A 24,551-nucleotide genomic window follows, 5' to 3' on the forward strand; every position below is an offset into this window, starting at 1 on the left:
GTCGCAACGGGTGGGTGGGGGATACGGTCGGATGATGAAACGGCTTTCGAGCGTTGACGCGGCGTTCTGGTCGGCCGAAACCGCGGGCTGGCATATGCATGTGGGCGCACTGGCGATTTGCGACCCGAAGGATTCGCCCGAGTACAGCTTCGAGCGGCTCCGCGAACTCATCATCGAGCGCCTGCCCGAGCTGCCGCAGCTGCGGTGGCGGGTCACCGGTGCGCCGCTCGGGCTGGACCGACCGTGGTTCGTCGAAGACGAGGAATTGGACATCGACTTCCACATCCGGCACATCGCGGTCCCGTCGCCCGGCGGCCGCCGCGAACTCGAGGAGCTGGTGGGCCGGCTGATGTCCTACAAGCTGGACCGTGCCCGGCCATTGTGGGAGATGTGGGTCATCGAGGGCGTCGAGGGCGGCCGGGTCGCGTCGCTGACCAAGATGCACCACGCCATCGTCGACGGCGTTTCCGGTGCCGGCCTGGGTGAAATCTTGTTGGACGTCACGCCGGAACCGCGCCCGGCGCAACAGGAAACGGTCGGATCACTGGTGGGCTCGCGGATTCCGGGCATAGAACGGCGGGCGGTGGGCGCGCTCATCAACGTCGGTGTCAAGACGCCCTTCCGCATCGCCAGGCTCGTGGAGCAGACGGTGCGCCAGCAGATCGCCGCGCTGGGTGTGAGCGACCGGCCCCCGCGGTACTTCGAAGCGCCCAAGACCCGGTTCAACGCGTCCGTGTCCCCGCATCGGCGGATCACCGGCTGCCGTGTCGAGCTGGCCCGTGCCAAGGCGGTCAAGGACGCTTACGGCGTCAAGCTCAACGACGTCGTGTTGGCGCTGGTGTCCGGCGCCGCGCGCGAATATCTGCAGAAGCGGGGCGAGCTGCCCGCCAAACCGCTCATCGCGCAGATCCCCGTCTCCACCCGCACCGACGACGACAAGGACGACGTCGGCAACAAGGTGAGTTCGATGACCGTGTCGCTGGCCACCGACATCGAGGATCCCGCCGAGCGGCTGCGGGCCATCCACGAAAGCACCCAGAACGCCAAGCTGATGGCCAAGGCATTGTCGGCGCACCAGATCATGGGCCTGACCGAGACCACGCCCCCGGGGTTGCTGCAGCTGGCCGCGCGGGCTTACACGGCCAGTGGGCTGTCGCGAAATCTGGCTCCCATCAACCTTGTTGTCTCCAATGTGCCGGGTCCGCCGTTCCCGTTGTACATGGCCGGCGCCAAACTGGATTCGCTGGTTCCGCTCGGGCCGCCCGTCATGGACGTCGCTCTGAACATCACCTGCTTCTCCTACACCGACTATCTGGACTTCGGCTTCGTGACGACGCCCGAGGTGGCCAACGACATCGACGACATGGCCGACCGCATCGAGCCGGCGCTCACCGAGCTCGAGAAGGCGGCCGCGGGGGAGTGAGCGGGTCGACCGTCGCGTAGCCGAGACGATCGGCGGCGGCCGCCGGCTCGGCATTCGCGAGGCAATTCGCGCGGTACAGCTATGGGACTTTAGGCCCTAGCTGCGATTTGGCCTGTGGCCATACTTGGAACAAGTTACAGATCAGCCTTTACCGCTTCTGTACAGCAAAAACAATGAAATACTTGACCGATGTTGCAACGTGCTCTAGTGAGGTGCTCGGTGCGCATGTCAGGAGGTAAGCAGTGACGTCCCTTCGACAAGTTGACGCCCAGTCCGTGTTGGCCGCCGTCGACGATCTGCTGCCCAAGCTGCGGCAGCGGGCAGAGGAGACCGAGGAGCTGCGGCGGCTGCCGGATTCCACAGTCAGCGAGCTGCAGGAAATCGGCTTCTTCCGGCTGCTGCAGCCCGCGCAGTGGGGCGGGATGCAGTGCGACCCGACGGCGTTTTTCGAGGCCGTCCGGCGCCTGGCCAGTGCGTGCGGGTCCACCGGCTGGGTGGCATCGATCCTGGGCGTGCACAACTGGCACGCGGCACAGTTCGACCAGCGGGCTCAACAAGACGTGTGGGGCGAGGACGCCAACGTACGCATCTCCTCGTCATATGCCCCGATGGGCGCCGGTCAGGTGGTCGACGGTGGTTATCTGGTGAACGGCTCGTGGAACTGGTCGTCGGGGTGCGACCACGCCACGTGGACCTTCGTCGGTGGCCCGGTGATCAAAGACGGCCAGCCGGTCGACTTCGGCAGCTTCCTGATCCCGAACAGTGATTACCGCATCGACGACGTCTGGCATGTTGTCGGCCTGAAGGGCACCGGCAGCAACACCCTGGTCGTCAAGGACGTCTTCGTGCCCCGGCACCGGTTCCTGTCCTACCAGTCGATGAACGAGGGCACCGCACCCGGCCTGGCGGCCAACACCGACCCCGTCTACAAAATGCCATGGGGCACTATGCATCCCACCACGATCACCGCCCCCATCGTCGGGATGGCCTACGGCGCCTACGAATCCCACGTCGAGCATCAAGGCAGGCGGGTGCGCGCGGCGTTCGCCGGCGAGAAGTCCAAAGACGACCCCTTCGCCAAGGTGCGTATCGCCGAGGCGGCCAGCGATATCGACGCCGCGTGGCGACAGCTGATGGGCAACGTCGGCGACGAGTACTCGTGTCTGGTGGCGGGCCGCGAGGTCCCGTTCGACCTGCGGACCCGGGCCCGTCGCGACCAGGTGCGCGCCACCGCTCGCGCGGTCGCCTCGATCGACCGGTTGTTCGACGCCTCGGGCGCCACCTCGCTGGCCAACAGCGCCCCGCTGCAACGGTTCTGGCGCGACGCGCACGCCGGCCGTGTGCACGCCGCCAACGATCCCGAGCGGGCCTACTTGATTTTCGGCAACCACGAATTCGGGCTGCCACCCGCCGACACGATGGTCTAATTCACCGAGGTCTGACTCGCAGAGGAGCCACCGATGACCTGCCCTCACCTTCCCCCCGGCTTCGACCCGACCGACCCGGACATCTACGCCGAGCGCCTTCCCGTCGAGGAGCTCGCCGAACTTCGCCGCAACGCACCCATTTGGTGGTGCGACCAGCCCATCGGCAAGGGCGGCTTCAACGACGGCGGCTTCTGGGTGGTGACGAAACATAAAGACGTGAAGGAGGTTTCGCGGCGCAACGACGTCTTCTCCAGCTGGCTCAACGGCGCCATTCCGCGCTTCGCCGACGACATGAGCCGCGAAGACATCGACTTACAACGGTTCGTGCTGCTCAACATGGACCCGCCGCACCACACCCGGCTGCGCAGGATCATCTCCCGCGGTTTCACGCCGCGTGCGATCGGGCGGCTGCGTGACGAGCTCAACGAGCGGGCGCAGGCCATCGCCAAGGCGGCCGTCGCAGCGGCTTCCGGTGATTTCGTGGAGCAGGTCGCCTGCGAACTGCCGTTGCAGGCCATCGCCGGGCTGCTCGGCGTGCCGCAGGAGGACCGCGGCAAGCTGTTCCGGTGGTCCAATGAGATGACCGGCGCCGAGGATCCGGAGTACGCGGATGTCGATCCCAAGGCGTCATCGGCGGAGGTGCTGGCCTACGCGATGAAGATGGCCGAGGTGAAGACCGAAAACCCCGGCGACGACATCGTTTCCGCGCTGCTGCAGGCCGACATCGACGGCGAGAAGCTCTCCGACGACGAGTTCGGGTTTTTCGTGATGATGCTGGCGGTCGCCGGTAACGAGACCACCCGCAATTCGATCACCCAGGGCATGATGGCGTTCGCCCACTTTCCCGATCAGTGGGAGCTGTACAAGAAGGAGCGCCCGGAGACCGCGGCAGACGAGATCGTCCGGTGGGCCACCCCGGTTACCGCATTCCAGCGCACCGCCAAGCAGGACACCGAGCTGTCGGGGGTGACGATCAAGGAGGGCCAGCGGGTGTTGATGTTCTACCGCTCGGCCAACTTCGACGAGGACGTCTTCACCGACCCGTTCGCATTCGACATCTTGCGTAACCCCAACCCGCACGTTGGATTTGGCGGCACCGGCGAGCACTACTGCATCGGGGCCAACCTGGCCAAGCTGACGATCAACCTCATGTTCAACGCCATCGCGGACCACATGCCCGACGTCACGCCCATCGCAAAACCGGAACGGATCCGGTCGGGGTGGCTCAACGGCATCAAGCACTGGCAGGTCGACTACACCGGCAAGTGTCCGGTCGCGCACTGACGCCCTGTTATTGGGGCTGCTCGACCTTGGGCCGCAGGTTCTCTGCGACCTCGGTCTGCCAATGCCTGTTGGCCGCGGTGGTGTCGACCTCGTACTCGAAGCGGTCGGTCATCTGCGGCGTCACGTCGGCCGCATCCACATAGAACTGCTGATACCAGCGGCGCAGCTGATAGACCGGGCCGTCTTCCTCTACCAGCAACGGGTTTTCGATCCGGGTTTTGTGCTTCCAGATCTCGACGTCCTGCAAGAAGCCCATGCTGACGCCCTCGGTGAACGCTTTCGACAAGTTGTCAGTGGCGGCCGCGTCCATGCCCTCGGGCTTTTTCACGATAATGCCCCACTGCAGCATGAAGGAGTTCTGCGTGACGGGGTAGTGGCAGTTGACGAGGATCGACTCGACTTTGTAGCCGCCGTAACTGTTGTGCAGCCAGTTGATCATGAACGACGGGCCGAAGTAGGAGGCCTCGGAGTCTAGCTTTTGTTCACCGGTGTAGTGCGAACCGCCGAGCAGCACGTCGGGCCGGCCGACCGTGCTGAGGTATTGCGAAGCGATATGGCCCTCGAAGACGTTCTTGAAGTACGTCGGGAAGCCGTAGTGGATGTAGAAGAAATGCGCCATGTCGACGATGTTGTCCACGATCTCGCGGCAGTTCGAACCCTCGATCAGCTCACTGCGCCAACGCCAATCGGTCCATTCGGCGCTGGTGGCCTCGGGAATGTCGGGGATCTGTAAATCCGGTGACGGCGGGTTGCCCTCGGGGTCGTGCCAGACGAATAACAGACCGTTGTGCACCTCGGTAGGCCACGAGCGGGTGCGTGCCATGCGGGGTGTGCGCTTGGCGTACGGCACCTGCTTGCACCCGCCGTCGCCGCCCCACCGCCAGTCGTGAAACGGGCACGCGACGTTATCGCCCTTGACCGTGCCCTGCGACAGGTCCCCGCCCATGTGCCGGCAGTACGCGTCGAGGACGTGTAGCTTCTTTTCGGTGTCGGCGAAGACGACGAGTTTCGTGCCGAAGATGTGGACCGGGTGAGGTTCGCCGTCGAGGAAGTCCCTGGCCACGCCCAGGCAATGCCAGCCGCGGGCAAACCGGGTCGGCAACGTCCCAACGTCGATCTCTCGGACGCCGACCCCAGCGGTATCGATACTCACTTCACGCCTCCAGTCGCTCCGTAGGCAGAACTAGAACACGTTATAGTTTCCACTCGTCGCCCCGAGAAGAATGCAGGCAAAAGCCACTACATATGTGACTTATTGCCCTAGTGGGATGGGGCGTGCTGCGCCATCGCTGACGTCAATCGGGTTCGTCGTCACCGTCGCGGTCTTCGTCGCGGAGGAATCGTTCGGGGTGGTGGTAGGTGTTGGTTCGGGGTTGGCCGCGGTCGAGGTGGGGTGGCGGGAGCCATTCGGTTTCGCCGCGGGCGTTGGTGCGGGTGGTCCAGCCTTTTTCGGCGAGCCGGTTGTCGGGCCCGCAGGCCAGGGTGAGGTCGTCGATGTCGGTGCGCCGGGTGGTTGTCCAACCTTTCACGTGGTGGACCTGGCTGTGATAGGCCGGCGCATCACAGCCGGGCTTGGTGCACCCACGATCCTTGGCGTAGAGCATGATCCGCTGCGCCGGGGAGGCCAACCGTTTGGTGTGATGCAGCGCCAGTGATCGGCCGTTGTCGAAAATCGCCAAGTAATGGTGAGCGTGGCCGGCCCAGCGGATCACATCCGACATCGGCACCAGCGTGCCGCCGGCCGTCAGGGCCTTGCCGGCGGCGGCCTCCAAGTCTTGCAGCGTGGTGGTCACCACGATCGACACCGGCAGCCCGTTGTGCGAGCCCAGTTCCCCGGAGGCGAGCAAACCGCGCAGCCCGGCCAGGAAGGCGTCATGGTTGCGCTGAGCCTGAGATCGGGTGTCGCGGCGCACCGCGTCGTCATCCGGTGTCGCATCCACCACAGGGATTTCATCGTCGGGGTTGCACGCCCCGGGCGCGGCGAGCTTGGCCAGCATGGCCTCGATCGCGGCCCGCAACTCCGGGGTCACCAGCCCGCTGAGGCGGGACATGCCGTCGAAGTCCTGCGTCCCCAGTGTGATCCCGCGCTTGCGGGCGCGCTCGGCGTCGCTGAAGTCCCCGTCGGGGTGCAGCCAATCCATGACCCGCTGGGCGTATTTGGCCAACTCGTCGGGGCGGTATCCGGCGGCCTTGCCGGCCAGGTCGGCCTCGGCGGCCTGCCGGGTCAATATGTCCACCTCGGCGGGCAGGTGGGCCAGGAAGCTACGGATCACTTTGATGTGCCCGTCGCCGATGAGCCCGCCGCGTTGCCCGGCCGCCGTCGCGCTCAGCTGGGGGGCCAACGGCTCACCGGTCAACGCCCGGCGCTCCCCGAGATCCTGGGCTTCGCCGATGCGCCGGGCGGCCTCGCCGGTGGTGATGCGCAACCGGTCGGCCAGCCCCACCCGCAGCGAGCCGCCCAGCTCTTCGGGGCTGGCCTGCGCGTCGAGCTGGTTGATCAACGCGTGCTGCGGGGTGCGTAGCTTGCGGGCCACGCGTTCCACCCGCTCCAGGGCGCGTAACCGCTCCGGGGTGGTGAGCACCTCAAAGGACAACGCGCACAGCCGGTCCGCGTCGTTATCGAGCGCGTCGAAGACCTCGACGATCTCCTCACGACTACTCGCACCCATAACCAAACTCTAGGAACACCCACCGACAAAAAAGACCGCGCTGTGACCACTGAAACCCAAGTGACACACGGGATTGCAGAGCATCGGGATACCGCCACCGCAGTGGTGAAAGCCGTGAACGCTGCCCAATCCGAGACTCCCAGTCAGCTAACGCGCATCGGCAACGATTCCAGACCCCGTAAGGAAGGAATGGGCTTGAGTCGCAAACCTTCCCGGGGCACGGTGATCTCCAGATTGTCAAACCGTTGCAGCAACTGGGTGAGCGCGATGCGGCCCTCCAATCTCGCGAGATGATGCCCAAGGCAGTAGTGTGCGCCAGACGCGAAGGCTAAGTGCTTATTCGGTGTGCGCGAAAGATCGAGTTCGTCGGCATCAGTGAAGATGCTCTCGTCGCGGTTAGCGGAAATGATCATCCCAAAAACCCTGCTGCGCTTCGGGATTCGGGTTCCCCCGATCTCCACGTCTTCTAACGCCACGCGCACCGTCCCCACTGGCACCGGAGCGGTGAACCGCAACAATTCCTCAATGCCGGCGTCGATCAATTCCGGCTCCGTGCGCAGCCTCGCGAGCTGATCGGGGTGGTCGAGCAGCGCCACCACGCTGTTGCCAATCAGGTTGGACGTGGTGTCGTGCCCGGCCAGCAGGAGCAGAAATATCATCGCAATCGCTTCACGGTCGCTGAGCTTGTCACCGTCGTGGGTGGCGCGCACCAGCTGCGAAATGAGCGCGTCGTCAGGATCGAGACGTCGCTCATCGGCGAGGCGTTCGAACAACTCCGTCAGCTTCGCCGCGCTAGTCATGAACCCGAAGAGGCCCCGTGGCCCCGCGGCCGAGCTCTGGGTCAACCGCAGGCACAGGGCATGGAACTCCTTGCGGTCGTCATCTTTAACGCCGAGCAATCGAGCGATCACCGTCAGGGGTAACGGCACAGCGAAATCACTGACTAGATCGACCTCGCCGGCCTGCGCCAGCTGCTCGGTAAGCTCTCGCGCGATAAGCGTGATGTCATCGGCCAAACCGGCGACCAATTTCGGCGTGAACGCTTTGTGCACAAGTCTGCGCAATCGCTGATGTTCGGGATCATCTTTCGTCACCATCGTCTCGGTAAACAGCCGGATCGGCTTCGGTATCAGCCAGCGCACGCGGCGCACTGAATCGTGGCGCATCACGTCGCTGGAAAACCGCGGGTCGGAGTGCATGGCGAGAACATCTTCGTATCGGGTCAGCATGTACCCCTTCCCCTTTCCCCCGATTATCAAGGGGGCTCGCACCCGCGACACCGGGGCTGATCTGCGCAGCTCGGCATATCTCGGATAGGGGTTGCTGAACATGATGGGATCGGTGAGATCGGTGAACGCAAGGCATCCGCGCTCTGCTGTCATCCGCTAACTATCGGACATATCTACTCGGGGCGCCAGTGCCTTTGTCTTGGGCGGGCCACCGGCTGCTGTCGGGAAAACCCGGCGGATGCGCTGCTTAATGAAAGCGCTCGGCGCTCGGCGCAAACTAGTCGTCGTCGTGCGAATACGTCGCGTACACCCAGGTCAGGAAGCGCGCAACGGCCTCCGCCGATCGATGCGCCCGCGGGGAGCTGAAGATGTCGAAAGCATGTTGCGCGCTGGGCAATTCGGCGTAGGCGACCGGGGACTTGGACACCGCCCGCAGTTCTTCGATGAACTCCTGGGCTTCCCCGACCGGGATGAGGGAATCGTCGCGGCCGTGCAGGACGAAGAACGGCGGCGCGTCGGCGTGCAACCGGCGGATCGGCGAGGCGTCGAGGTAGAGGTGGCGGTGGGTGTCGAATCCCCGCTTCACCACGAACTTTTCGAGTAGTGAGATGAATTCGGGCCGGCCCTCGCCCTCGGTGGAGAACCAGTCGTAGCGGCCGTAGATCGGGACGGCGGCCGCCACCGACGTGTCGGCGTCTTCGAACCCGGGCTGGAATTGCGGGTCGTTGGGCGTCAGCGCCGCCAGCGCGCACAGGTGCCCGCCCGCGGAACCGCCGGTGACGGCGACGAAGTCGGGATCACCGCCGTAGTCGGCGATGTTCTCCTTGACCCACGCCAGCGCCCTCTTGACGTCGACGATGTGGTCGGGCCAGGTGTGGCGCGGCGACACGCGATAGCCGATCGACACGCACACCCAGCCGCGGGCGGCCAGGTGGCTCATCAGCGGGTAGGCCTGCGGCCGGCGCATCCCGATCATCCAGGCGCCGCCAGGCACCTGCAGCAGTACCGGCGCCTTGGCGTCCCGCGGCAGGTCGCGGCGGCGCCAGATGTCGGCGAGGTTGGCGCGGCCGTTCGGGCCGTAGGCCACCACGTTCGTCTTCTCGACGTAGCGCCGGCGCGCCACGGTGTTGCCCAGCGGGAGGCTGCGACGGCCGCTGCGCGTGGGCTTGGCGTGGGCAAGGTGGCTCAGCGCTTCGGCGTAGTCGTCGCCGAGTTGCTCGCGCAGGCCGGCCTCCAGCACCGGGCCCGGGGTGGTGACGCCGCGGTAGCGGATCACTCCCAGGATCGCCCACGACGCGGCCGTCATCGCCAGCGCCGCCTTGCCGCGCCGCCCCGCGAAGTGGCCGCGCCGCGCACGGCGCACCGCGTCCAGCAGCGAGACGGAGAAATAGATGCCGGGCACCTCCGACGTCGGCCAACCGAACCAGAAGACCAACACGGTGCTGTAACCCTTGCGGGCCAGCGGCCGTAACCCGTTGGCGGCGTTGGCCAATTCCAGCGCGGCGCGCGCCAGCGGGCGGGGGCGTACCAGGCGGCGGGGTAACCGGCGCATCAGCCGGTGACCCGGGATTGCAGTTCGTTGCGCTGGATCTTGCCGGTGCTACCGCGGGGGAGTTCGTCCAGCACGGTGATTTCGCGGGGCACCTTGTAGTTGGCCAGGTTGTCCCGGACGTGTTGTTTGAGGACCTCGGGCGTGGCCTCCTTGTCGAGGGGAGCGTCCGGGCTCAACACCACGAATGCCGCCAGGCGCTGGCCGTACTGCTCATCGTCGACGCCGATCACCGCGGCCTCGGCCACGTCGGGGTGTGCCGCCAGCGTCTTCTCCACCTCGATCGGGTAGACGTTCTCGCCGCCGGAGACGATCATCTCGTCGTCGCGGCCCACCACGAACAACCGGCCCGCGTCGTCCAGGTAGCCGACGTCGCCCGACGACATGAATCCGGCGTGGAAATCCTTCGTGGTGCCGGACGTGTAGCCCTCGAACTGGGTGTCGTTGCGGACGTAGATGGTGCCGACCTCGCCGGTGGGCAGCTCGTTGAATTCCGAGTCCAGGATGCGGATTTCGGTCCCGCCCGCCGGCCGGCCGGCGGTGTCGGGCGCGGCGCGCAGGTCGGCCGGGGTGGCGGTGGCGATCATGCCGGCTTCGGTGGCGTTGTAGTTGTTGTAGATCACGTCGCCGAACTCGTCCATGAATGCGATGACGACATCGGGCCGCATGCGGGACCCGGATGCCGCCGCAAAGCGCAATGACTTGCAGCTGTATCGCTTTCGCACCTCGGGCGGCAGTTCCATGATGCGGTCGAACATCACCGGCACCACCGCCAGGCCCGTCGCCTGGTTCCGGTCGATGAGGTCGAGCGTGGCCTCGGGATCGAACTTGCGCCGGGTGACCACCGTGCAGGCCATCGACGCCGCGAAGATCAACTGCGAGAAGCCCCAGGCGTGGAACATCGGGGCCACGATCACGACCGTCTCCTCGGCCCGCCACGGCGTGCGGTCCAGGATGGCCTTGAGTGTGCCGATGCCCGCGTTGCCGCCGGTTTGGTTGGCCCCCTTGGGGGTTCCGGTCGTGCCGGAGGTCAGCAGGATCATCCGGCCCTTACGGCCGGAGCGCTCGGGCCGTTGGCCGGTGTGCTCGCCGATGAGCCCCTCGACGGTCAGCTCGTGCCGCCCGTCGGTCCAGGCCACGATGCGGGTGGCGTCCGGCTTGTCGGCCAGCGCGCGGTCCACCGTCTCGGTGAACTCCTCGTCGTAGATGACGGCGTCGACGCCTTCGCGGTTGACCACCTCGGCGAGAGCCGGTCCGGCGAACGACGTGTTGAGCAGCACGACGTCCGAGCCGATCCGGTTGGTGGCCACCACCGCCTCGACGAAGCCGCGATGGTTGCGGCACATGATCCCGACGACGCCCGGTGCCCCCGTTCGGCCCGGTAGGTCCTGCAACGCCGCGGCGAGCGCGTTGATCCGCTCGTCGAGCTGGCGCCAGGTCAGCGTGCCGAGTTCGTCGACGAGGCCTGGCCGGTCCGGGCAGCGTTGCGCCGCGCTGGCGAAGCCGACGGTCATTCCCATGCCCTCGCGGCGCATGGCCGCGGCGATCTTGAGGTAGCGGTCGGGCCGCATCGGCGCGATCATGCCGGCGCGCCTCAGGGTGGAGATGACGCCGAGGGCTTCGGTGAAAGGTGAGGCCACGGCTCAGCCCAGGATCGGGAAACGTCGCTTGGCGGCCAGGTCCTTGAGCGCCTGCTGCATCACCGACCGCACGTGCTCGTCGACCTCGTCGACGTCCGGGTCGTCGCCGAATCGGGCGGCGATGTCGATCGGTTCGAGCACCTGCGTGACGATCTTGGTGGGTAGCGGCAGATTGGGCGGGATCACCGCACTGAAGCCGAAGGGAAAGCCGAACGACAGCGGCAGGATGGCGCTGCGCAGCAAGCGCTTCACCCCGAGCCGTTCGGCCAGCCAGGTCCCGCGCGACAGGTAGAGCTGCGTCTCCTGCCCGCCGATGGACACCGCGGGCACGATCGGGACCCCGGCCTCGATCGCGGTCCTGACGTATCCCTTGCGGCCGTTGAAGTCGATGACGTTCTCCGCGAGCGTGGGCCGGTAGGCGTCGTAGTCACCGCCGGGGAAGACGATCACGACCCCGCCCGACCGCAGGGCTTGCGCCGCGTTCTCCCGGTTGGCCCGGATATACCCGGTCCGCCGGAAGAACTCCCCGGTGGGGCCGGTCATGAGGATGTCGTGGCTCAGCGTGTAGACCGGCCGGTCGTAGCCGAACTTCTCGTAGAAGTGGACGCTGAAGATGGGCACGTCCATCGGGAACATGCCGCCGGAGTGGTTGCCGACGACCAGCGCCCCACCGGGTGGAAACGAACTCAGGCCGTGCACCTCCGACCGGAAGTAGGCCTTCAGCGCCGGACGCATCACGCCCATCAGGCGCTGCGTCAAGACGGGGTCGAACTTGCCGATGTCGCCGGCATCGGGGTGCTCGTTGTCGGTCACGTTCCTCCCTTGACGCTCCCGCGAGGCCGCTTGAGATATGAGGGGCCGCGTCGAATTCCTCGATGGTAGCGACCGGGCCGCGACCGCCGTCATGGTGTTTATCTCTTTCCCGTCTGCGGATATGGTGCCCGCCGGGTGCGGGCGCTATTGTTACGACGCCCTAAGTGAAATCTCGAGAAGCGGGGAGACCGATGGACGTTGCCGGTTTGTCCCACGAGCGCAGCGCCCGCTCGGGCGTCGCGCGCGCGACGAGCTCTCGTGACCGCCGCGCCCGCCGGCCGCACGCCGGCGTGGTCCGCCCCGAACCTCCCCGCCCCATTCAGGCTCCCGCGCCGTCCGCCGACCGGCTCGCAACTGACGTCGATCCGGCCGCCCCGGATGCGGCCGACCATCGCCAGGCCGACTACTTCCTCCGGGTGCTCTCGCAGAACCGCAGGCTCGTCGCACAGCGGATCGACGATTACCAGAGGGCGATCGTCGCCGCGCACGCCAGCGGCGACGTCGATACCGCCTGCAGCCTTCGGCGCTTGGCCCGGATCGAGGAACAGGACCGGGACAACCTGGACCGCATGCTCGAGAAGCTGCGCAGCCGGTTCGGCCGCCGCACCCCCGGCCCGTCGCCCGCCCACACCCCGCGGCCGCGTTCCGCGGTCCGCTAGCCGCGACCGGCGGCAATTCGCCTGCCGCGCAGCGATTTTCGTCGCTCGAGTGACCCCCGACGGGTGACGTGCCCCGGAATCGGCCACGCCCGCATCGCGGTGCCGATACATTTGACGGGCCAACTGGTTTCTTCCGACATCGAATGAGGCCGCCCATGGGATTCATGGCACCGGAACTTCCGGACGTCGATCGCAAGACCTGGCCGACACTGCCCCGGGCAACTCGCCTGCAAGTCGTGACCCGGCATTGGGCCGAACACGGCTTCGGAACCCCGTATGCGGTGTATCTGCTGTATCTGATCAAGATCGCCCTGTACGTGGCCGTGCCCGCGGCGATCATCTCGCTGACCCCCGGCCTCGGTGGGCTGGGCCGCATCGCCGACTGGTGGACCCAACCGATCGTGTACCAGAAGGTCATCGTCTTCACCCTGCTGTTCGAGGTCACCGGCCTGGGCTGCGGCTCGGGACCGTTGACCGGGCGGTTCATGCCGCCGATCGGAGGCATCCTCTACTGGTTGCGGCCCAACACTATTCGCTTGCCCGCCTGGCCCGGGAAGGTTCCGTTCACCAGCGGTGACACCCGCACCGTCTTCGACGTCGCCCTGTACGCGATCGTGTTGGCCGGCGGGGTGTGGGCGCTGTTGTCGCCCGGCCACGGCGGGCCGGTCACCGCCGCCGGCGACGTCGGCCTGATCGACCCCGTTCGGGTCATCCCGACGATCGTCGCGCTGGCGTTGTTGGGCCTGCGTGACAAGACCATCTTCCTGGCCGCCCGCGGCGAACACTATTGGCTGAAGCTGATCGTGTTCTTCTTCCCGTTCACCGATCAGCTGGCGGCGTTCAAGATCATCATGCTGTTGCTGTGGTGGGGGGCGGCGACGTCCAAGCTCAATCATCACTTCCCGTACGTGGTGTCGGTGATGACGAGCAACAATGCGCTGCTGCGACCCAAGCTGTTCAACCCGATCAAGCACATGCTCTACCTGGACCACGTCAACGACCTTCGTCCGTCCTGGTTGCCAAAGGTGATGGCCCACGTCGGCGGCACCACGGCGGAATTCGTGATTCCGACGGTTCTGGTCTTCTTCGCCGGCGATCACCCGTGGCGGTGGTTCCTCATCGCGTTCATGGTGATCTTCCACCTCAACATCATTTCCAACCTCCCGATGGGAGTTCCGTTGGAATGGAACGTCTTCTTCATCTTCTCGCTGTTCTATCTGTTCGGGCACTACGCCTCGATCCGGGCCACCGATCTTCGCTCCCCGCTGCTGCTGGCCCTCCTGATCCTCGCGGTGGTGGTCGTGATCGCGGGAAACATGTTCCCCGAGAAGATTTCGTTCCTTCCCGCGATGCGGTACTACGCCGGCAACTGGGCGTCGAGCGTCTGGTGTTTCCGTGCGGGCGCCGAGGAAAAGGTCGATGCCGACATCGTCAAAAGCTCTGCGCTCGTGGTCAATCAGCTGGCCAGGCTCTATGATCCGGAAACCGCCGAGATCATGGCGGACAAGACGGCGGCATTCCGCGCCATGCACGCGCACGGGCGCGCCCTCAACGCCCTGTTGCCCCGCGCGATCGACGACGAAGCCAACTACAAGATCCGTGAGGGCGAAATCGTCGCCGGGCCCCTGGTCGGGTGGAACTTCGGCGAAGGCCACCTGCACAACGAGCAGCTACTCGAAGCGGTGCAGCGGCGTTGCCACTTCGAGGACGGCGATGTTCGCGTCATCGTTCTCGAAGGGCAACCGATCCACATTCAACAGCAGCGGTACCGCATCCTCGACGCCAGGACCGGCCTGATCGAACAAGGCTATGTCGACGTCAAGGACATGCTGACCCGTCAGCCGTGGCCGGAGCCCGGCGACGAGTTCCCGGTCCACGTGACGACGCAACGCAGTGCGCGATGACCAGCGCGGTGGTGGTCGGCGCCGGGCCCAATGGGCTGGCCGCGGCGATCCACCTGGCGCGCAACGGCGTCGACGTCGAGGTGCTCGAGGCGAGCGACACCGTCGGCGGGGGAGCCCGCTCGGGCGAACTGACGATGCCCGGGGTCATCCACGACCACTGCTCGGCGTTTCACCCGCTGGGTGTCGGTTCGCCGTTGTGGAAGCAGATCGACCTGCAGCGCTATGGGCTGCAGTGGAAGTGGCCGGAGGTCGACTGCGCACACCCGCTCGACGACGGCACCGCCGGCGTGCTCTACCAGTCGATCGATGAGACGGTGGCCGGCATGGGGCCCGACGGCGGCCGGTGGCGGCGGGCGATAGGGGACCTGGCGGCGGGATTCGATGAGCTGGCCGAGGATCTGCTCGGCCCGGTGCTGGGCGTCCCGCGTCACCCGATCCGCCTGGCCGGCTTCGGGCCGCGCGCGCTGCTGCCGGCCACCACCATGGCCCGCTGGTTTCGCACCGAGCAGGTCCGCGCATTGTTCGGCGGCTCCGCCGCGCATATCTACACCCGGCTGGACCGGCCGCTCACCGCGTCGCTGGGGCTGATGATCCTGGCCAGCGGTCACCGCTACGGCTGGCCCGTCGCACAAGGGGGCTCCGGGGCGATCACCCGGGCGCTGGCCGCCGCCCTCGCCGAACACGGCGGCGCCGTGACCACCGGCGTGCGGGTCGCCAGCCGCAAAGACATCCCGGACGCCGACATCGTCATGCTCGACCTCACCCCGGCCGCGGCGCTCGCCCTCTACGGCGACGCCATGCCGGGCCGGATCAGGCGGTCGTATCGGCGCTATCGGGAGGGGTCGTCGGCGTTCAAGGTCGACTTCGCCATCGAGGGCGACATCCCCTGGACCAACCCCGCTTGCGCCCGGGCCGGCACCGTGCACCTCGGCGGCACGTTCGCCGAGGTGGCGGACACCGAACGCCAACGCGCACAGGGGAAGATGGCCGAGCGGCCCTTCGTGCTGCTCGGGCAGCAGTACCTGGCCGATCCGTCCCGCTCGGCCGGCGGCGTCAACCCGATCTGGGCGTACGCGCACGTGCCGTTCGGCTACGACGGCGACGCCACCCCCGCCGTCGTCGCCCAGATCGAGCGGTTCGCGCCGGGCTTCTCCGAGCGTGTCCTCGCGACGGTCAGCAAGGGGCCCGCCGAACTGCAGGCCTACAACGCCAACTTCATCGGCGGGGACATCATCGGCGGCGCCAACGACGGGCTGCAGGTGATCTTCCGTCCCCGCATCGCCGTCGATCCCTACGCCGTCGGCGTGCCGGGCGTCTACCTGTGCTCGCAGTCCACCCCGCCGGGGGCCGGCATCCACGGGCTGTGCGGCCACCACGCCGCCGAGTCGGCGCTGAAGTGGCTGAAGACGACGCGCCGCGACTGACGTCACACCGGCGCGGGAACCGGGGCGGCAACCGCGCACGCTGCTCATCTAGGCTGACCACGAGCGCGTATTCAGCGGACTCAGTAAAGACATCGCCAAGACAGGGAGAGATCAAGTGACGGTCCGAGTAGGCATCAACGGCTTCGGTCGAATCGGACGCAACTTCTACCGGGCCCTGTTGGCCCAGCAGGAGCAGGGCCCTGGCAGTTCCGGGGCCGACATCGAGGTGGTGGCGGTCAACGACATCACCGACAACCACACACTTGCGCATCTGCTCAAATTCGACTCGATCCTGGGCCGGCTGCCCTTCGACGTCAGCCTGGAGGGCCAGGACACCATCGTGGTGGGCCCGCACAAGATCAAGGCGCTGGAGGTCAGGGAGGGCCCGGCAGCGTTGCCGTGGGGCGACCTGGGCGTCGACGTGGTCGTGGAGTCCACCGGGCTGTTCACCAACGCGGCCAAGGCCAAGGGCCACCTGGACGCCGGGGCCAAGAAGGTGATCATCTCGGCGCCCGCCACCGACGAGGACATCACCATCGTCCTGGGCGTCAACGACGACAAGTACGACGGCAGCCAGAACATCATCTCCAACGCGTCGTGCACCACGAACTGCCTGGCGCCGGTGACCAAGGTGCTGCAGGACGAGTTCGGCATCGTCAAGGGCCTGATGACCACCATCCACGCCTACACCCAGGACCAGAACCTGCAGGACGGGCCGCACAAGGACCTGCGCCGCGCCCGGGCGGCGGCGCTGAACATCGTGCCCACCTCGACCGGCGCGGCCAAGGCCATCGGCCTGGTGATGCCCGAGCTGAAGGGCAAGCTGGACGGGTACGCGCTGCGGGTGCCGATCCCCACCGGCTCGGTGACCGACCTGACCGTCGAGCTGGCCAAGTCCGCCGGAGCCGACGAGATCAACGCGGTGTTCAAGGCCGCCGCCGAGGGCCGGCTGAAGGGCATCCTGAAGTACTACGACGCCCCGATCGTGTCCAGCGACATCGTCACCGATCCGCACAGCTCGATCTTCGACTCCGGCCTGACCAAGGTGATCGACAACCAGGCCAAGGTCGTGTCGTGGTACGACAACGAGTGGGGCTACTCCAACCGCCTCATCGACCTCGTCGCGCTGGTCGGCAAGTCGCTGTAAGTTCAGGCAGTCGTGACGATTCCCACTCTAAAAGACCTGCTGGCCCAGGGGGTTTCGGGTCGCGGCGTGCTGGTGCGCTCCGACCTGAACGTCCCGCTCGACGACGAAGGCGCGATCACCGACCCGGGCCGGATCACCGCGTCGGTGCCGACGCTGCGGGCACTGGTGGACGCCGGCGCCAAGGTGGTGGTCACCGCGCACCTCGGCCGGCCGAAGAACGGACCCGACCCGAAGTTGTCGCTGGCGCCGGTCGCCGCGGCGCTCGGTGAGCACCTCGGCCGGCACGTGCAGCTGGCCGGCTTCGATCGTTCCCGAGTCGTGGGCGGCGACGCCCTGGCCCGGGCCGAGGGGCTCACGGACGGCGACGTCCTGCTGCTGGAAAACATCCGCTTCGATCCGCGGGAAACCAGCAAGGACGACGGCGAGCGGCTCGCCCTCGCCCGCGAACTCGCCGAATTGGTCTCGCCCGGAGGGGCTTTCGTCTCCGATGGGTTCGGGGTGGTGCACCGCAAGCAGGCCTCGGTGTACGACGTGGCCACGCTGCTGCCGCACTACGCCGGCACGCTGGTGGCCGACGAGATCCGCGTGCTGGAGCAGCTGACCAGCTCGACCGCCCGTCCCTACGCGGTGGTGCTCGGCGGGTCGAAAGTCTCCGACAAGCTCGGCGTCATCGAATCGCTGGCGACCAAGGCCGACAGCATCGTGATCGGTGGCGGGATGTGCTTCACCTTCCTTGCGGCGCAAGGCTTTCCGGTGGGCAAGTCGCTGCTGGAGGAAGAGATGGTCGACACCTGTCGCCGACTTCTGGAGACCTATGTCGACGTGCTGCGGCTTCCGGCGGACATCGTGGTGGCCGAGAAGTTCGCCGCCGACTCGCCGCCGCAGACGGTGGCGGCAGACGCCATCCCGGACGACTTGATCGGGCTGGACATCGGCCCGGGATCGGTCAAACGCTTCGCGGCCCTGCTGTCCAACGCCGAGACCATCTTCTGGAACGGCCCGATGGGCGTGTTCGAGTTCCCGGCGTTCGCCGCGGGCACCCGGGGCGTCGCCGAGGCCATCGCCGCGGCGACCGGCAAGGGCGCGTTCAGCGTGGTGGGCGGCGGCGACTCCGCGGCCGCGGTGCGCGCCCTGGGCATCCCGGAGGGCGACTTCTCGCACATTTCCACCGGCGGTGGCGCTTCGCTGGAATACCTCGAGGGCAAGACGCTGCCGGGCATCGAAGTGCTCGGGGAGCCGCAACCAGGTGGAGGGGACGCGTGAGCCGCAAGCCGCTGATCGCCGGCAACTGGAAGATGAACCTCAATCACTTCGAGGCGATCGCGCTGGTCCAGAAGATCGCGTTCGCGCTGCCGGACAAGTACTACGACAAGGTCGACGTCACGGTCCTGCCGCCGTTCACCGACCTGCGCAGCGTGCAGACCCTGGTCGACGGCGACAAGCTGCGGCTGACCTACGGCGGCCAGGACTTGTCGCCGCACGACTCGGGCGCCTACACCGGTGACATCAGCGGGGCCTTCCTGGCCAAGCTGGGGTGCAGCTTCGTCGTCGTCGGCCACTCCGAGCGGCGCACCTACCACCACGAGGACGACGCGCTGGTCGCCGCCAAGGCCGCCGCGGCGCTCAAACACGAACTGACCCCGATCGTGTGCATCGGCGAGCACCTCGAGGTCCGCGAGGCCGGCGAGCACGTCGGCCACTGCGAGCAGCAGCTGCGTGGCTCGCTGGCCGGCCTGTCCGCCGAGCAGATCGGCAAGGCCGTCGTCGCCTACGAGCCGGTGTGGGCGATCGGCACCGGCCGGGTCGCCAGCGCGGCCGACGCCCAGGAGGTGTGCGCCGCGATCCGCACGGAGCTGGCGGCCCTGGCGTCGCCGCAGGTGGCCGAGAGCGTGCGGGTGCTCTACGGCGGGTCGGTGAACGCCAAGAACATCGGCGAGCTCATCGCCCGCGACGACGTCGACGGCGCGCTGGTCGGTGGGGCCTCGCTGGACGGCGAGCAGTTCGCGACGCTGGCGGCGATCGCCGCCGGCGGGCCGCTTCCGTGACACCCCGGCGGCACCGGTAAACTTTCGCGTCATGGAGTTGGCCCTGCAGATCACCCTGGTGGTCACCAGCGTGCTGGTGGTGTTGCTGGTGCTGCTGCACCGCGCCAAGGGTGGCGGCCTGTCGACGCTGTTCGGCGGCGGTGTGCAGTCCAGCCTTTCCGGCTCGACGGTGGTGGAGAAGAACCTGGACCGGTTGACGCTGTTCATCACCGGGATTTGGCTGGTGTCCATCATCGGGGTCGCCCTGCTGATCAAGTACCGGTGACCCGCCGGCGGGCGGAGCGCGTGATCCGCACCGATACTGGGACGCATGGTTGACGTCTCCGACATCGCGCTGGAACCGATCGGCGCCGTGCAACGGACGCTGGTCGGTCGCGAGGCCACCGAGCCGATGCGCGCCGACATCAGGCTGCTGGGCGCCATTCTGGGCGACACCGTGCGCGAGCAGAACGGGGACGAGGTCTTCGATCTCGTCGAGCGCGCCCGGGTGGAGTCGTTCCGGGTGCGCCGCTCCGAGATCGACCGGGCCGAGCTGGCGCGGATGTTCTCGGGCATCGACATCCACCGCGCGATCCCGGTCATCCGCGCGTTCAGCCACTTCGCGTTGCTGGCCAACGTGGCCGAGGACATCCACCGGGAGCGCCGCCGCGCGATCCACGTCGCCGCCGGCGAGCCGCCGCAGGACAGCAGCCTAGCCGCGACGTACGCGAAACTCGATGGCGCCGAACTCGATTCGGCCACGGTCACCGACGCGCTGCGCGGGGCCCTGATCTCGCCGGTGATCACCGCCCACCCCACCGAGACCCGGCGGCGCACCGTCTTCGTCACCCAGCACCGGATCACCCAGCTGATGCGGTTGCACGCGGAGGGGCACACCGAAACCGACGACGGCCGCAACATCGAGCGAGAGTTGCGCCGCCAGGTGCTCACCCTGTGGCAGACCGCACTGATCCGGTTGTCCCGGCTGCAGATCACCGACGAGATCGAGGTCGGGTTGCGGTATTACGCCGCCGCGTTCTTCCAGGTCATTCCCCAGGTCAACGCGGAGGTCCGGGACGCCTTGCGGAAGCGCTGGCCCGACACCGATCTGCTCGCCGCGCCGATCGTGGCGCCCGGATCCTGGATCGGCGGCGACCGCGACGGCAACCCGAACGTGACGGGCGACGTGGTGCGCCAGGCCACCGGCAGCGCCGCGTTCACCGCGCTGTCCCATTACCTGGAGGAACTCACGGCCCTCGAGCAGGACCTGTCGATGTCGGCGCGACTCGTCCCCGTCACCCCCGGGCTGGCCGAACTGGCCGAGGGTTGCGCGGAGCAGGCCCGTGCCGACGAGCCGTACCGGCGGGCGGTGCGGGTGATCCGGGCCCGGCTCACCGCGACGGGCGCCGAGATCCTGGACCGCCAACCCCGGCACGAACTGGACCTCGGCCTCGCGCCGTATTCCACGCCGGCCGAGCTGCAGGCGGACCTGGACACGATCGACGAGTCGCTGCGCACCCACGGCAGCGCGCTGCTGGCGGAGGACCGCCTGGCCCTGTTGCGAGAAGGCGTGAGCGTCTTCGGGTTTCACTTGAGTGGCCTCGACCTGCGGCAAAACTCCGACGTCCACGAAGAGGTGGTGGGGGAGTTGCTGGCGTGGGCCGGGGTGCACCCGGACTACGTTTCGCTGCCCGAGGACGAGCGGGTCGCGCTGCTGGCGGACGAACTGGGCACCCGCCGGCCACTGGTCGGTGACCGCGCGCAACTGTCCGACCTGGCCCGCCAGGAGCTCGAGGTCATCCGCGCCGCGACGCACGCCGTCGGGCGCTACGGCCCGGCCGCCGTCCCGAACTACGTCATCTCGATGTGCCGCTCGGTGTCCGACGTCCTGGAGGTGGCGATCCTGCTGAAGGAGTGCGGGCTGCTGGACGCTTCCGGACCGGAACCGTACTGTCCGGTGGCCATCTCGCCGCTCTTCGAGACGATCGACGATCTGCACCACGGGGCGGACATCCTGCACGCGATGCTGAAGCTTCCGCTGTACCGGGCGGTCGTCGACGCCCAGGGCGGGCGTCAGGAGGTGATGCTCGGCTATTCCGACTCGAACAAGGACGGCGGTTACCTGGCCTCCAGCTGGGCGGTCTACCGCGCCGAGCTGGCGCTGGTGGAGGTGGCGCGCAAGAACGGAATTCGGTTGCGGCTCTTCCACGGTCGCGGCGGCACCGTCGGGCGCGGCGGTGGGCCCAGCTATCAGGCCATTCTGGCGCAACCGCCGGGCGCGGTGAACGGCTCGCTGCGCCTCACCGAGCAGGGCGAGGTGATCGCCGCCAAGTACGCCGAACCGCAGGCCGCCCGGCGCAACCTGGAAAGCTTGGTGGCGGCAACGCTGGAGTCGACGCTGCTCGACGTCGAGGGCCTGGGCGACGCGGCGGAGCCGGCCTACGCCGTGCTCGATGAGGTGGCCACCCTGGCGCAGCGCGCCTACGCCGAATTGGTGCACGACACACCGGGATTCGTCGACTATTTCATGGCTTCGACGCCGGTCAGCGAGATCGGGTCGCTGAACATCGGCAGCCGCCCGACCTCACGCAAACCCACGTCGTCGATCTCCGACCTGCGCGCCATCCCCTGGGTGCTGGCCTGGAGCCAATCCCGCGTCATGCTGCCCGGCTGGTACGGCACCGGGTCGGCGTTCGAGCAGTGGATCGCGGCGGGGCCCGAAAGCGAAGACGAGCGGGTGCAGACCCTGCACGAGCTCTACCAGCGGTGGCCGTTCTTCCGCAGCGTGCTGTCCAACATGGCGCAGGTGCTGGCCAAGAGCGACCTCGGCCTGGCGGCCCGCTACGCCGAGCTGGTCGCGGACGAGGAGCTGCGACGCCGGGTGTTCGACAAGATCGTCGACGAGCACCGGCGAACCATCGCGATGCACAAGCTCATCACCGGTCAGGACGACCTGCTCGCCGACAACCCCGCGCTGGCGCGCTCGGTGTTCAACCGATTCCCCTACCTGGAGCCGCTGAACCATTTGCAGGTGGAGTTGCTGCGCCGATACCGCTCCGGCGACGACGACGAACTGGTGCAGCGCGGCATCCTGCTGACCATGAACGGACTGGCGAGCGCGTTACGTAACAGCGGCTGAGGGGCATTCGTAAGTCATGTCGGACAACGCGACCCCTGTCACCGCGGTCCGGGTGGCCCAGAACGGCGTCTTCGAACGGCTCGCCCGCGTCGGTTTCGTCGTCAACGGCGTACTGCACCTGATCGTCGGCTATCTCGCCATCCGGGTCGCGTGCGGCGACGGGGGGACCGCCGACCAAACCGGCGCCCTGGCGACGCTGGCGGCCAAACCCGGCGGCCCGCTCGCGCTGTGGATCGCCACGGCCGCCCTGCTCGCGATGGGCCTGTGGCGGCTGGTCGAAGCCGCGCTCGGCCGATCGAGTGACCGTGAGTCGCGGCGTTCGTCGGACGCCTCCTCGCGGGCGAAGGCGTTGGGACTGGCGGCGGTGTACCTGGCGTTCGCGTACTCAGCGTTCGGATTCGCCCGGGGCGCGGGGAGGCCCGCGGATCAACAGAATTCGGGCATCAGCGCGCGCCTGATGGAATCGACGGGCGGCACCGTCGCGCTCATCGCGGGCGGACTGGTCATCGTCGCGGTCGGTTGCTACCACATCTACAAGGGCGCCAGCCGCAACTTCGTCGACGACCTGCAGGGCAAGTCGGGCGATCTGGTGCGACGGCTCGGCATGGCCGGGTACATCGGCAAAGGGGTGGTGATCACCCTGACGGGCGCGCTGGTGATCGTCGCCGCGTGTCGCTCAGAACCGAGGAAGGCCTCCGGCCTCGACGGCGCGCTGAAGACGCTCGGGGCTCAGCACTACGGGGCCGCACTGTTGATCGCCGCCGGCGTGGGGATCATCACCTACGGGCTCTACAGCTTCGTGATGGCCCGGTCGACGAAGATGTAGTCCCCGCACGTCTCAGCGGTTGCGCAGCCGGTCCAGGGCGGCAGCGCGCCGGTAGCGCGTGAGAACGGGGCTGCCGGGCGCCGATCGGATCGAGGAGTCGTCGAACTGGCCGATTGCCGGCGCTGGGCGGTGGGTGGTCGGCGTCAGGGTCAGATCGACTGCGCCGAAGATGCATCGTCGAAAGCCGACCTGGGGCAGGATCGGATGCCCGACACTCCAGTGGTGCAAGACACCCCGTGCCACGCCCTGCGAGAGCTGACGCCGCTGCGCTGCCACTGTATTCAGCAATCAACGGGGCGATTCCCCTGATGTCGGTTGCCCCGACATCTGCCGCTATCCCGTGGCGCCGAAGATGAACCGCGTCGTCATCCTCGGTCGCGGTGGTGCGGGAAAATCGACGCTGGCACGCCAACTTAGCGCGAAGTGGGGCGCGCCCGCCATCGAATTGGACAGGATCTTCTGGAAGCCCGGACCCCGGCCAACGCCTCAAATGGCGTGGGCAGCAATCCAACACCGACTGATCAGCCCGGAGCGGTGGATCCTCGATGGCGACCTCGGCCCCTACGACAAGGACCTTGCACTGCGCGTATCGGCCGCCGACACCATCATCGTCCTCGACTTTCCCTTCTGGCGCTGTGCATGGCGGACCCTGCGCCGCTCGCCGGAGAACGGCGAATACTGGCGATGGACCTATCACTACCGTCGCACCAGCCTGCCCGCCGTCCTCGACGTCATCGGAAGGCACGCCGATCACGCAGCGGTGCACATTCTGCATAATCCGCGCGAAGTGCGGCGATTCTTGGAAGCAGCGCGTGACCAATGAATTCCGCTTTGTGCCGGCGACGGCCAACCGCTGCGCGGCACCCGCACCGGCGCGCATGAACGACTTTCGCTGGCCGGTGAGACCGGATTCGAAGGATCGCGACGCCGTCCGTGCCGATGTGGCGTAGGTAGCGACGGCGGTCGTCGCCGTATCACTCCGCCGTGCGGTTGCGCAGCCTGTCGAAAACGCCGCGCACGGCGTTCTCGGTCATCGACAGCGGCGTCATCATCGTTTCGCCCACCTTCACCATGCCGTCGATCCGCCCGACGATCGCCTCCACCGGCTCGACCAGGACGATCAGTCGCCTCGCCAGGTCGTCCAGCCGCGACAGGGTGCCGTCCAGATGGTCCAGGCCGCTTTCCATGCGCTCGACCGTGGCGTTCAAGTTGGAAAGGGAGGTGTTGAGCTCCGTCATGGTCTTGCTCAGGCCGTCGAGGACGTCTTCGACCTGCTCCACCGTCTTGTCGGCATTCAGCGCGGCTTGGGTAAGTGTCTTGAGCCGGTTCCGCTCTTGCCCGCCACGCTCGGTTCTGTCCGCCATGACCGTCATTATCACCCGGAACAATCCGGG

General features: G+C 67.3%; 21 protein-coding genes. 13 read left to right on the plus strand and 8 right to left on the minus strand.

Annotated features, from left to right (window positions below):
- Positions 1–34 precede the first annotated feature (34 nt).
- The 3 genes from G6N51_RS00965 (at position 35) to G6N51_RS00975 (ending at position 4,134) form a co-directional block, all read left to right on the plus strand.
- Positions 35–1,423: a WS/DGAT/MGAT family O-acyltransferase gene (locus G6N51_RS00965; RefSeq protein WP_083174015.1), complete on the plus strand. Its 1,389-nt coding sequence runs from the start codon at positions 35–37 to the stop codon at positions 1,421–1,423.
- A gap of 242 nt (positions 1,424–1,665) precedes the next feature.
- Positions 1,666–2,850, plus strand: a complete 1,185-nt coding sequence (gene hsaA, locus G6N51_RS00970; protein ID WP_083174005.1) for a 3-hydroxy-9,10-secoandrosta-1,3,5(10)-triene-9,17-dione monooxygenase oxygenase subunit — start codon at positions 1,666–1,668, stop codon at positions 2,848–2,850.
- 33 nt (positions 2,851–2,883) lie between these two features.
- Positions 2,884–4,134, plus strand: coding sequence for a cytochrome P450 (locus G6N51_RS00975; RefSeq protein ID WP_083174006.1), 1,251 nt, complete (start codon positions 2,884–2,886; stop codon positions 4,132–4,134).
- Positions 4,135–4,141: 7 nt separating this feature from the next.
- Here G6N51_RS00975 and G6N51_RS00980 read toward each other — a convergent pair whose 3' ends face one another.
- From G6N51_RS00980 to G6N51_RS01005, 6 genes are all read right to left on the minus strand, one after another.
- Entirely contained in the window at positions 4,142–5,287 is a 1,146-nt protein-coding gene (locus G6N51_RS00980; protein ID WP_083174007.1) for a Rieske 2Fe-2S domain-containing protein, read from the minus strand.
- A gap of 142 nt (positions 5,288–5,429) precedes the next feature.
- Entirely contained in the window at positions 5,430–6,803 is a 1,374-nt protein-coding gene (locus tag G6N51_RS00985) for an HNH endonuclease signature motif containing protein (RefSeq protein WP_163750600.1), read from the minus strand.
- 143 nt (positions 6,804–6,946) lie between these two features.
- A complete protein-coding gene (locus G6N51_RS00990) occupies positions 6,947–8,185 on the minus strand; it encodes a cytochrome P450 family protein (RefSeq protein WP_083173774.1) in 1,239 nt (412 codons plus the stop codon).
- A 124-nt stretch (positions 8,186–8,309) separates the two neighbouring features.
- Positions 8,310–9,584 (minus strand): alpha/beta hydrolase, encoded by a 1,275-nt coding sequence (locus G6N51_RS00995; protein ID WP_083173775.1) that lies wholly within the window; start codon positions 9,582–9,584, stop codon positions 8,310–8,312.
- On the minus strand, positions 9,584–11,164 hold the full coding sequence (fadD12, locus tag G6N51_RS01000; RefSeq protein WP_232078502.1) for an acyl-CoA ligase FadD12: 1,581 nt from the start codon (positions 11,162–11,164) through the stop codon (positions 9,584–9,586). The genes G6N51_RS00995 and fadD12 overlap by 1 nt, the downstream gene beginning before the upstream one ends.
- Positions 11,165–11,224: 60 nt before the next feature.
- Positions 11,225–11,965 (minus strand): lysophospholipid acyltransferase family protein, encoded by a 741-nt coding sequence (locus G6N51_RS01005; RefSeq protein WP_232078503.1) that lies wholly within the window; start codon positions 11,963–11,965, stop codon positions 11,225–11,227.
- Between the two features lie 260 nt (positions 11,966–12,225).
- Between G6N51_RS01005 and G6N51_RS01010 the strand changes: the two genes are divergently transcribed.
- The 9 genes from G6N51_RS01010 to G6N51_RS01050 all read left to right on the plus strand — a co-directional run bounded on the left by G6N51_RS01010 (position 12,226) and on the right by G6N51_RS01050 (position 23,157).
- The gene (locus tag G6N51_RS01010) at positions 12,226–12,693 is read left to right on the plus strand and encodes a hypothetical protein (RefSeq protein ID WP_083173778.1); all 468 of its coding nucleotides are present in this window, start codon (positions 12,226–12,228) and stop codon (positions 12,691–12,693) included.
- A gap of 155 nt (positions 12,694–12,848) precedes the next feature.
- Positions 12,849–14,597, plus strand: a complete 1,749-nt coding sequence (locus G6N51_RS01015) for a DUF3556 domain-containing protein (RefSeq protein ID WP_083173779.1) — start codon at positions 12,849–12,851, stop codon at positions 14,595–14,597.
- Positions 14,594–16,021 carry a phytoene desaturase family protein gene (locus tag G6N51_RS01020; RefSeq protein ID WP_083173780.1) on the plus strand — a complete coding sequence of 476 codons (1,428 nt, stop codon included), beginning with the start codon at positions 14,594–14,596 and terminating at the stop codon, positions 16,019–16,021. Before G6N51_RS01015 ends, G6N51_RS01020 begins: the two co-directional genes overlap by 4 nt.
- Before the next feature lie 115 nt (positions 16,022–16,136).
- Entirely contained in the window at positions 16,137–17,168 is a 1,032-nt protein-coding gene (gene gap / locus G6N51_RS01025) for a type I glyceraldehyde-3-phosphate dehydrogenase (RefSeq protein WP_083173781.1), read from the plus strand.
- A gap of 12 nt (positions 17,169–17,180) precedes the next feature.
- Positions 17,181–18,431, plus strand: coding sequence for a phosphoglycerate kinase (locus tag G6N51_RS01030; RefSeq protein WP_083173782.1), 1,251 nt, complete (start codon positions 17,181–17,183; stop codon positions 18,429–18,431).
- On the plus strand, positions 18,428–19,213 hold the full coding sequence (tpiA, locus tag G6N51_RS01035) for a triose-phosphate isomerase (protein WP_083173783.1): 786 nt from the start codon (positions 18,428–18,430) through the stop codon (positions 19,211–19,213). The genes G6N51_RS01030 and tpiA overlap by 4 nt, the downstream gene beginning before the upstream one ends.
- Before the next feature lie 31 nt (positions 19,214–19,244).
- Positions 19,245–19,478, plus strand: a complete 234-nt coding sequence (gene secG / locus G6N51_RS01040; protein WP_040624202.1) for a preprotein translocase subunit SecG — start codon at positions 19,245–19,247, stop codon at positions 19,476–19,478.
- 45 nt (positions 19,479–19,523) lie between these two features.
- A complete protein-coding gene (gene ppc, locus G6N51_RS01045) occupies positions 19,524–22,331 on the plus strand; it encodes a phosphoenolpyruvate carboxylase (RefSeq protein ID WP_083173784.1) in 2,808 nt (935 codons plus the stop codon).
- A 16-nt stretch (positions 22,332–22,347) separates the two neighbouring features.
- The gene (locus tag G6N51_RS01050) at positions 22,348–23,157 is read left to right on the plus strand and encodes a DUF1206 domain-containing protein (protein WP_083173785.1); all 810 of its coding nucleotides are present in this window, start codon (positions 22,348–22,350) and stop codon (positions 23,155–23,157) included.
- 12 nt (positions 23,158–23,169) lie between these two features.
- Here the strand turns inward: G6N51_RS01050 and G6N51_RS01055 are convergent, their stop codons facing one another.
- Positions 23,170–23,400, minus strand: coding sequence for a hypothetical protein (locus G6N51_RS01055; protein WP_142275119.1), 231 nt, complete (start codon positions 23,398–23,400; stop codon positions 23,170–23,172).
- Between the two features lie 109 nt (positions 23,401–23,509).
- On the opposite strand from G6N51_RS01055, the gene G6N51_RS01060 reads away from it, so the two are divergent.
- Positions 23,510–23,980, plus strand: coding sequence for a P-loop NTPase family protein (locus G6N51_RS01060; RefSeq protein ID WP_083173834.1), 471 nt, complete (start codon positions 23,510–23,512; stop codon positions 23,978–23,980).
- 151 nt (positions 23,981–24,131) lie between these two features.
- Here the strand turns inward: G6N51_RS01060 and G6N51_RS01065 are convergent, their stop codons facing one another.
- A complete protein-coding gene (locus G6N51_RS01065; RefSeq protein ID WP_083173787.1) occupies positions 24,132–24,530 on the minus strand; it encodes an ATPase in 399 nt (132 codons plus the stop codon).
- Positions 24,531–24,551 lie beyond the last annotated feature (21 nt).

This window comes from Mycobacterium paraseoulense (assembly GCF_010731655.1).
Taxonomy (GTDB): domain Bacteria; phylum Actinomycetota; class Actinomycetes; order Mycobacteriales; family Mycobacteriaceae; genus Mycobacterium; species Mycobacterium paraseoulense.

Coding starts and splice junctions, on each gene's coding strand:
- G6N51_RS00965 (WP_083174015.1), top strand. CDS start 35: ATGAAACGGCTTTCGAGCGTTGACGCGGCGTTCTGGTCGGCCGAAACC.
- G6N51_RS00975 (WP_083174006.1), top strand. CDS start 2,884: ATGACCTGCCCTCACCTTCCCCCCGGCTTCGACCCGACCGACCCGGAC.
- G6N51_RS00985 (WP_163750600.1), bottom strand. CDS start 6,803: ATGGGTGCGAGTAGTCGTGAGGAGATCGTCGAGGTCTTCGACGCGCTC.
- G6N51_RS00990 (WP_083173774.1), bottom strand. CDS start 8,185: ATGACAGCAGAGCGCGGATGCCTTGCGTTCACCGATCTCACCGATCCC.
- G6N51_RS00995 (WP_083173775.1), bottom strand. CDS start 9,584: ATGCGCCGGTTACCCCGCCGCCTGGTACGCCCCCGCCCGCTGGCGCGC.
- fadD12 (WP_232078502.1), bottom strand. CDS start 11,164: ATGATCGCGCCGATGCGGCCCGACCGCTACCTCAAGATCGCCGCGGCC.
- G6N51_RS01005 (WP_232078503.1), bottom strand. CDS start 11,965: ATGGGCGTGATGCGTCCGGCGCTGAAGGCCTACTTCCGGTCGGAGGTG.
- G6N51_RS01010 (WP_083173778.1), top strand. CDS start 12,226: ATGGACGTTGCCGGTTTGTCCCACGAGCGCAGCGCCCGCTCGGGCGTC.
- G6N51_RS01015 (WP_083173779.1), top strand. CDS start 12,849: ATGGGATTCATGGCACCGGAACTTCCGGACGTCGATCGCAAGACCTGG.
- G6N51_RS01020 (WP_083173780.1), top strand. CDS start 14,594: ATGACCAGCGCGGTGGTGGTCGGCGCCGGGCCCAATGGGCTGGCCGCG.
- secG (WP_040624202.1), top strand. CDS start 19,245: ATGGAGTTGGCCCTGCAGATCACCCTGGTGGTCACCAGCGTGCTGGTG.
- ppc (WP_083173784.1), top strand. CDS start 19,524: ATGGTTGACGTCTCCGACATCGCGCTGGAACCGATCGGCGCCGTGCAA.
- G6N51_RS01050 (WP_083173785.1), top strand. CDS start 22,348: ATGTCGGACAACGCGACCCCTGTCACCGCGGTCCGGGTGGCCCAGAAC.
- G6N51_RS01060 (WP_083173834.1), top strand. CDS start 23,510: ATGAACCGCGTCGTCATCCTCGGTCGCGGTGGTGCGGGAAAATCGACG.
- G6N51_RS01065 (WP_083173787.1), bottom strand. CDS start 24,530: ATGACGGTCATGGCGGACAGAACCGAGCGTGGCGGGCAAGAGCGGAAC.